Genomic DNA, 7,975 nt, shown 5'->3' with positions numbered 1-7,975 from the left:
ACGTCGGCCTGGCTGTTCTCGGTGACGAGTTCGGTGTCGACGGAGTTGTTCTGATTTTCGGGCATAGGTGAAATTTCCTCATCCATAGGGGCCAAGCGGCACAACCMGAGGTGAGCGGAGCCGCAGTACGCGTGACACGAGTTGCCGGGCGTACGTTGACCGGCGGGTCACAGAAGTCCGGCGCTTTCGCAATCCCGTGGCAGGACTTCCCGCTGCATCTCTTGGCTGCTATCCCAGCAGTCTGTACAGCGTTTTCTTTTGCCGGCTCTCCCTATGAAAATGCCCGCATCACATTTTGCGGGCCMCAACACTTACCAGTCCTGCCTCAAGAATTGGGCAGGAATAAGGGATTTCCGGAGTGGGGGATAGTTCCAGTGTAGGGCATGAACCAGAACAGTGGTAATTGAGGGGCCGACGGCGGCGGGTGAGCTTGCGCACACCGGCGCGGCACGGCTACACGCCAAGCTGTCGCTGCAGCCTCTCGAATCGCTCGTGATATTCGGGCTGGAGGCGGATCTCGCCGTCGGCGTCGGCGTCGCGCAGGGCTTCCATGTCCTCCAGGGTGGGATCGGTGAGCCACTTGGCAATGGTCACGCCGTGGACCGGGACAAAGATCCGGTGGAGGTGGTCTCCGGCCTCGATGCTGCCGGTCCGGACCACCCGAAGGTAGGTGCCGACCTTCCCCGCCTCGGTGAACCGCTTGACCCAGTGCGGCTCGCCCATCCGCCGCTGAAACGTGGGGCAGGGTACGCGCGGGGAGGTGACTTCCACCTCGACGTCCAGTCCAATCTTCCAGCGTTCGCCGATCACGGCATTGGAGGCGCTAAGGCCTGTGATCCGGAGGTTTTCGCCGAAGATGCCCGGMGGCATCTCCCGCCCGAGCTCCCCAGCCCAGTAATCGGCGTCGTCCTGCGAGTACGCGTAGAGAGCCTGGTCCTCGCCGCCGTGGTCCATCCTGCTCGCCTGGACATCACCGCGCAGGCCGAGTTTGTGGACCCGTACCGGACCGTCCACGGGGCGCTTGTCGATCGCGGTGACCCCGACGCTGCCGGGATCCTCGAGCAGCTGGTGAACCCGGCAGACGGCAAGCACAGATGCGGTTTCCATGGCACCAGTGTAGGCCCGCCCGGGCGCCGGATTCAGCGCCCGCACCGGGCCCCGTGCACCGGGCCGAACACCACCGGGCTGAGCACCACCGCTGCGAGCGGAGCCGCCGTAGGATGCTGGCATGAGCAACGAGGCCAACCTTTCCGATGTTTCCGATGTCCTGGCGATCGATTCCCTCCTGAGCGCCGGCGAGCTGGCCGTGCGGGAGCRCGTCCGCGACTTCACCAACCAGCGCATCCGTCCCGGGATCGCCGGCTGGTACGACGACGCCGTGTTCCCCCTGGACCTCGTCCCGGAGCTTGGCGAACTCGGTGTGCTCGGCATGCACCTGGAGGGCTACGGCTGCCCCGGCCGCTCCGCCGTCGAATACGGCCTCGCGGCAATGGAGCTCGAGGCCGGCGATTCCGGCGTCCGCACATTTGTCTCCGTGCAGGGCTCCCTTGCCATGACGGCCATCCACAAGTGGGGCTCCGAGGACCAGAAGCAGGAGTGGCTCCCCCGGATGGCCGCCGGCGAACTGATCGGCGCCTTTGCCCTGACCGAGCCCACGGCCGGCTCGGACCCTGCCTCGATGAAGACCTTTGCCCGCCGCGACGGCTCCGGCGAGACCGCCGGCTGGGTCCTGGACGGCGCCAAACGCTGGATCGGGCTCGCGTCGGTGGCGGATGTGCTGGTGGTGTGGGCCATGACGGACGACGGCGTGCGCGGCTTCCTCGTCCCCGCCGGTACCCCGGGGGTCACCGCGACGCCGATAGGGCAGAAGCTCTCGATGCGMGCCTCGATCCAGTGCGACATCACATTCGACGCCGTCCGGCTGGGTCCGGAGGCGCTGCTGCCGGCGGCGCGGGGGCTCCGGGGCCCGTTCTCCTGCCTCAACGAGGCCCGGTACGGGATCGCATGGGGCGCGATGGGCGCCGCCCGGGATTCCTACGAGGCGGCCCTGGCCTACGCCCAGGAGCGGCTGCAGTTCGGCAAGCCGCTGGCCGGGTACCAACTGACGCAGGAGAAGCTCGTKAACATGCTCCTGGAAATCCAAAAAGGCACCCTCCTGGCCCTGCATCTGGGCCGGCTCAAGGACGCCGGCAGGTTGCGGCCGGAGCAGATCTCGCTCGGCAAGCTGAACAACGTGCGGGAGGCGCTCAGCATTGCCCGGGAAGCCCGCACCATCCTGGGCGGCAACGGCATCACACTGGACTATTCGCCCCTGCGGCACGCCGCCAACCTGGAATCCGTCCGCACCTACGAGGGCACCGACGAAGTCCACACCTTGGTCCTGGGCCAGCACATCACGGGGATCCCGGCTTTCCGCTAAGCCCGCGAGCCCGCGAAGGCGCTCCCGGTCGTGCGATACGTGTGGGGCCAGTGATACAAGTGGTGACTGCTGAGTTTTCGGGTAGCCAGCACTCGTGTTCTCCCTGGGGTGCATTCGTAGAGTGATGCCATCGGTCCGGAGGACGGCACTCTGCCTTTCTGACGGATCGGAACAGGATGCCGGGTTAGGGGGACATCATGGGTCTCAATGCCAAGTCAGCCGCGTGGACGCTCCGGTTCTTTCCGGCACGTCACGCCACGACCAGCGCGGGCGTGAACCAAGAGGATATTTCGGGGGCTGACCAGGGACCCCGCAGGTACCGTGCCCGCATCGCCACGGMACCTGTTCTGGACCGCAACCGACTTCAGGAGAGCACAGGCACACTCCAGTCCTGGCGGTTCCACGACTTCGTCACTACATTCCAGCTCATGCTTCCCCACCGGGTCGAAAAGGTTCACCGGGCCTTGTCCGTCGGGGACTGGGAAGACGCGCGCCTCGCCGCCCAAAGCCTGTCCTGGTCCGCATCCATGGCCGGTGCGTGCCAKCTCCAACTCATGGCCGACCTCATTGATGCCRACCTCCAGTCCGGACGCAACGCCCGGGCACGCGAGACGGCCTGCCTCCTCCAAGGCGCCGCCACCGAACTGGCAACAGCCCTCGCCCTGCTGACTGCCGACTGACCGGATCCGACCACCAMCGGATCAACGACGTCGGCGTACAGGGAAGCGGAGTCCGGGGACCTCAGGCGGAGAAGCCGCCATCGGCTTTGACCAGCTGCCCGGACATCCAGCGGCCCCCGGGCGAGAGCAGAAACGCGACCGTGGCGGCCACGTCCGCCGGAGTGCCCAGCCGGCCGCCGGGCTGCCGGACGGCCAGTTCGCCGCGAAGCACGTCATCCATCCAGCCGGTGTCCACCGGTCCCGGGTTGAGGACGTTGGCGCTKATCCCCAGCGGGCCGAGCTCCCGGGCCGCCGCGATCACGATCCGGTCCAGCGCACCCTTTGACGCTCCGTAGGGCAGGTTGAAGGCGGTGTGATCGCTGGTCAGCGCCACGATGGCCCCGCCGTCGGGACCTGCCTGCCGGGCGAAAGCGGCAATCAACTGCCAGCTGGCGCGGGTGTTKACCGCGAAGTGCCGCTCGAAGCTCGCCAGGGACGTGTCCAGGATGCCGGAGTCCACGGATTCGGCGTGGCTGAGCACCAGGCCCTGCAGGGTTCCGGCCTCGGCCGCCACCGCGGCCATCAGGCCGTCCACGGCTTGCGGGTCTTCGAAATCCGCCGGCAGKACCACGACGGCGGCGCCGGTCGCCTGCAGCTCGACGGTGAGGCGTTCGACGTCGTCGGGCTGGACTCCCCACGGCATCCGGGCGTCGTAGTCCTGCCAGTAKCTCAGGACGAGGTCCCAGCCGTCCGCGGCGAGGCGGCGCGCGATGCCGGCGCCGATTCCGGCGAGCCGGCCGACGMCGGTGACGAGGGCAGTCTTACGGGGTGACGGGGAGCTCATGCCGAACAGCCTAGCGGCGGCCGGCCGGGMGGCAGCTACGAGGAGACCGCGGAGGCCCGGACGTCCACTTCGGCGGCCGGCACGGAAGCAAGGTCAAGCTCCGGCGCCACCGAGTCCCGGCGCAGGGCGACGAGCCAGCAGACCAGGAGCGCCACGGCGCAGAACAYCCCGGCGCTGGAGGCCATGATCCACAGGCCCGGTGTCTGGATGTCGAGGTTCTGCGCGCCCAGCGCCGTGCCGATGGTCTTCGGTGAGAACAGGAACACCAGGATCGAAACGCCCAGCACCCCGCCCATGGTCCAGCGCATCCTGGCGTAGCGGCGCGGGGTTTCGCGCAGGGTCCAGGCGAAGGCCGGGAAGACCGCCGCGACCCACACCCAGTGATGGGACCAGGAGACCGGGCTGATCAACAGCATGGTCAGCGCCGTCGCCGCAACAGCGACGACCCGGGCGCCCTGGTCGCTGGCGGCCTTGATGACTCCTGCGCCCAGGGCCACCACCGCCAGGCTCAGCACGAGCCACGGCACGGTGACGAGCGGCTCCGGAACGCCGAAGTGCAGCAGCGCGCCCTTGAGGGACAGGTTGTCCACATAGCCCGCTCCGCCCATCCGGGAGGTGTCCGGCAGCATCTGGAGCCAGAACTGCAGGGACTCGACGGGACGCAGCAGCCAGCCGATCACCACCGTGACGGTGAAGCCGGCGGCCATGTTGCACAGTCCGCGCCAGTCCTTGCGGACCACGTAGTACAGGCCGAACACCAGGGGCGTCAGCTTGATGCCGGCGGCAACCCCCACGAGGAAGCCGCTGCCKGGGATGCCGCGGGTCCAGCGCGAGTTCCGGGCCAGCAGGTCCGCGGCCATCAGGCCCATCAGCAGGATATTGATCTGGCCGAACACCAGGGTGTCGCGCCACGGACCGAGATTCAGCACCGCCAGGACCACGACGGCGGCGGCCCAGCAGTTGCGCGGGGACCGGAACGTGGCGCGCCAATTGGCTTTGGCGTTCCAGTAACGGACCGTGCGGACGGCGGCCAGGATGCCGACGACGGCGCCGGCGGTATTGAACAGTGTCAGGGCGGTCACCTGAGGCAGCCGGGCCAAGAAGCTGAAGAGCAGGGCGGCGAACGGCGGATAGGTGAACTTCAGCCCCGGGCCCCCGGCCCAGTCCACGTTTCCCGCATACAGGTCCGACGGCGCGGCGCCGGCGTCGTTGAGGATCTTCCCGCCGTACCAATAGACGCTGAAGTCCAGTCCCTGCTTGGCCCAGACCCCGAGCGACGCCCAGACGAAGTAGCCGACGGCAGCGATGGCCACGACKACGGAGAGCCGCAGCAGTATCCGGACCGGCGGTTTCGCGGTCAGCGGTTTCGGGACGGGCCRTTTCGGCAGGGGCGGTTTCGGGTCCGGCTGCACCGGGCGGTCCTTGGAATCGAGCACTGACATGAATTCCCCAATCGGGCTGCTGGTGTAGACGCTTGCCGAATGGTCGGTTCCGTCCGGGCGGCCGAAACGCGCCCTCGCTGTCGGGTCAGTCTACAGAACAGCTACGCCGCAACCGGGACCGTGTCCGTCTTTCTGGCGTCCTTGCGGATGGTGGCGCTGATGACAGCGGCGATCGTGCACATCGCGGCGGCGGCGAACCAGGCATAGGTGTACTGGCCGGTGGCGTCCCGGACGGCTCCGGCCGCCAAGGCCGCTGCGGCCGCGCCGAGCTGGTGGGCGGCGAACACCCAGCCGAACACGACGCTGCCGTCGGCGCCGAACACCTGGCGGCAGATCGCGGCGGTCGGCGGCACGGTGGCCACCCAGTCCAGGCCGTAGATGACGACGAACACAATCATGCTGGGCTGGACCGTGGCGCTGAGCAGCAGCGGCAGGACCAGCAGCCCGATACCGCGGAACTGGTAGTACACCGCGAGCAGGATCCGGGGGTTGAAGCGGTCCGTGAGCCAGCCGGAGGCGATGGTTCCGACGATGTCGAAGAGCCCGACGACGGCGAGCAGGCCCGCCGCGGTGGTTTCCGGCATGCCGTGGTCGTGGGCCGAGGGGATAAAGTGGGTGCCGATCAGCCCGTTGGTGGTTGCGCCGCAGATCGCGAAGCCGGCCACGAGTGCCCAGAAGGTACGGACCTTGCTGGCCCGTTTGAGGACCTGGAGGGCCCGCACGGCCGCGTTGCGGCTGGGTTCGGCGGCCTCCGGCCCTGCAGTTTCAGGCCCGGCGGCTTCCGGCCCGACGGTCTCGGGCCCGGCAGCCTCATCGGAGGTTCCGTCGGCGGCCGGCGGCGTGGCCCCGTAAGGCAGCACGCCGACCTCGGCCGGTGAGTTCTTCAGGAACTTCAGCACGAGCGGCACCACCGCGAGCGCGCCGGCACCGATGAGCAGCGAGGCCTGGCGCCAGCCCGGGTCCTGGGCCAGGAGCGCGATGAAGGGCAGGAACACGAGCTGCCCGGCGGCGCTGCCGGCGGTGAGGATGCCGATCACCAGGCCCCGGCTCTTGGCGAACCACGTGTTGGCGACGGTGGTGGCGAACACCAGCGCCATGGACCCGGTGCCGAGTCCGATCAGCAGCCCCCACGTCAGCAGGATCTGCCAGGACTGGTTCACGAGGACTGTCAGTGCGCTGCCGGCGCCGATCAGCATCAGGGCCACGGCGGTGACGGCGCGGATGCCGAAGCGTTCCATGAGGGCCGCCGCGAACGGTGCCGTGAGCCCGAACAGTACGAGGTTGATGCTGACCGCGGCAGAGAGCACGGTCGTGGACCAGCCGAACTCGTTCTGCAGCGGCACCATGRGCACGCCCGGGGCGGCACGGAACCCGGCAGCGCCGACGAGCGCGAGGAAAGMCACGGCGGCCACGCCCCACGCCGGGTGGATCCGGCGGCGGACGGGCGCGGGGGTCAGAGTGTCCTGGGGGGCGCTCATGCGGCGGTTCCGTTCTGGGGCTGGGACGTGGGCCGGCCGGGGACCGGGGTCTGCGCGCGGGCCGACGCCAGCGGCACGGGGTCGGCGGTGCGGGTGAGGCTGTGCCAGCTCGTGTTCCCGGCCGTCAGCCGCTCCCCGCAGGCCGTACAGGTGTCCGCAGAGGAGGTCCTCGCTCCGCAGACGTTGTGAATGACGAACATGTGCGCCTGCTCGGAAGGGGCCGGGAGGTGCTTTTCGGCCCAGATGACGACGGCGTTGAGCACCGGCAGGGCGTCCTCGCCCTTGGGGGTGAGGACGTACTCCTGGCGGGTGCGGCCGCCGTCGTCGTAGGGCCGCCGGGTAAGCAGCCCGGCGTCGACGAGCCCGGCGAGCCGTTTGGTGAGCACGGAATCGGCCGCCCCGAGCCGCTGCTTCATGGCGTCGAAGCGGCCGTTGCCGAAGAAGACCTCACGCAGGACGAGCATGCTCCAGGGATCGCCGAGGATGTCGAGGCCGCGGGCCATGCTGCAGGTCCGCTGGGACCAGTCGGATCGGAGTGCCATGCAGCCAACCCTAGCTGACTCTCTTAGAGAAAGCTAGGGTCGGCTCCACTGCGGGAGCGGGCGGCTAGCTGCCGCCGTCCAGGGCGGAAAGCGCGGCGTCGAGGTCGGCGATGAGGTCCTCGACGTCCTCGATGCCGCACGAGAGCCGGATCAGGTTGACCGGAACGGCCAGTTCGGTGCCCTTGACCGAGGCATGCGTCATTTCCGAGGGGTAGTTCATGAGCGATTCGATCCCGCCCAGGGACTCGGCCAGGGTGAACACGGACGTCGATTCGGCCACCTTGCGTGCCGCGGCTTCGCCGCCCTTGAACTGCACGGAGATCATGCCGCCGAATTTCTTCATCTGCTTCCTGGCGAGCTCGTGGCCCGGGTGGGAGGGCAGTCCCGGGTAGAGCACGGCCTCCACTTCGGGGCGGTCCAGCAGCCATTCCGCCACGGCCTGGGCGTTGTCGCTGTGCCGGTCCATCCGCACGCCGAGGGTCTTCAGGCCGCGGGTGGTGAGGAAGGCGTCCATCGGACCGGACACGGCGCCGACGGCGAACTGGACGAAGCCGATCTTCTCGGCCAGCTCCGGGTCGTTCACCACGATCG

The 7,975-nt window shown here is 68.7% G+C and carries 8 protein-coding genes; 2 read left to right on the top strand and 6 right to left on the bottom strand.

Going from position 1 to position 7,975, the window contains the following annotated elements; translation table 11 throughout:
- Window positions 1–453: 453 nt before the first annotated feature.
- Window positions 454–1,107, bottom strand: a complete 654-nt coding sequence (locus AC1DBQ_RS19760) for an MOSC domain-containing protein (RefSeq protein WP_476930127.1) — start codon at window positions 1,105–1,107, stop codon at window positions 454–456.
- A gap of 121 nt (window positions 1,108–1,228) precedes the next feature.
- Between AC1DBQ_RS19760 and AC1DBQ_RS19755 the strand changes: the two genes are divergently transcribed.
- Both AC1DBQ_RS19755 and AC1DBQ_RS19750 read left to right on the top strand, forming a co-directional pair.
- Window positions 1,229–2,419 carry an acyl-CoA dehydrogenase family protein gene (locus AC1DBQ_RS19755; RefSeq protein WP_476930126.1) on the top strand — a complete coding sequence of 397 codons (1,191 nt, stop codon included), beginning with the start codon at window positions 1,229–1,231 and terminating at the stop codon, window positions 2,417–2,419.
- 197 nt (window positions 2,420–2,616) lie between these two features.
- Window positions 2,617–3,099 (top strand): hypothetical protein, encoded by a 483-nt coding sequence (locus tag AC1DBQ_RS19750; RefSeq protein WP_476930125.1) that lies wholly within the window; start codon window positions 2,617–2,619, stop codon window positions 3,097–3,099.
- Window positions 3,100–3,160: 61 nt separating this feature from the next.
- Here AC1DBQ_RS19750 and AC1DBQ_RS19745 read toward each other — a convergent pair whose 3' ends face one another.
- The 5 genes from AC1DBQ_RS19745 to AC1DBQ_RS19725 all read right to left on the bottom strand — a co-directional run.
- On the bottom strand, window positions 3,161–3,922 hold the full coding sequence (locus tag AC1DBQ_RS19745; protein WP_476930124.1) for an SDR family oxidoreductase: 762 nt from the start codon (window positions 3,920–3,922) through the stop codon (window positions 3,161–3,163).
- A 35-nt stretch (window positions 3,923–3,957) separates the two neighbouring features.
- A complete protein-coding gene (locus AC1DBQ_RS19740; RefSeq protein WP_476930123.1) occupies window positions 3,958–5,364 on the bottom strand; it encodes a glycosyltransferase 87 family protein in 1,407 nt (468 codons plus the stop codon).
- A 101-nt stretch (window positions 5,365–5,465) separates the two neighbouring features.
- The gene (locus tag AC1DBQ_RS19735) at window positions 5,466–6,842 is read right to left on the bottom strand and encodes an MFS transporter (protein WP_476930122.1); all 1,377 of its coding nucleotides are present in this window, start codon (window positions 6,840–6,842) and stop codon (window positions 5,466–5,468) included.
- Window positions 6,839–7,384, bottom strand: a complete 546-nt coding sequence (locus tag AC1DBQ_RS19730; RefSeq protein WP_476930121.1) for a winged helix-turn-helix transcriptional regulator — start codon at window positions 7,382–7,384, stop codon at window positions 6,839–6,841. Before AC1DBQ_RS19730 ends, AC1DBQ_RS19735 begins: the two co-directional genes overlap by 4 nt.
- 64 nt (window positions 7,385–7,448) lie before the next feature.
- The coding region (locus AC1DBQ_RS19725; RefSeq protein ID WP_476930120.1) for a PLP-dependent transferase at window positions 7,449–7,975 on the bottom strand (527 nt) is incomplete at its 5' end.

It is taken from the genome of Arthrobacter sp. 10T413_2 (assembly GCF_056394205.1).
This window is presented reverse-complemented; position numbering and strand designations above follow the sequence as displayed.

Excerpts from the sequence above, each read along its gene's own strand:
- AC1DBQ_RS19730 (WP_476930121.1), bottom strand. The coding sequence starts at position 7,384 with ATGGCACTCCGATCCGACTGGTCCCAGCGGACCTGCAGCATGGCCCGC.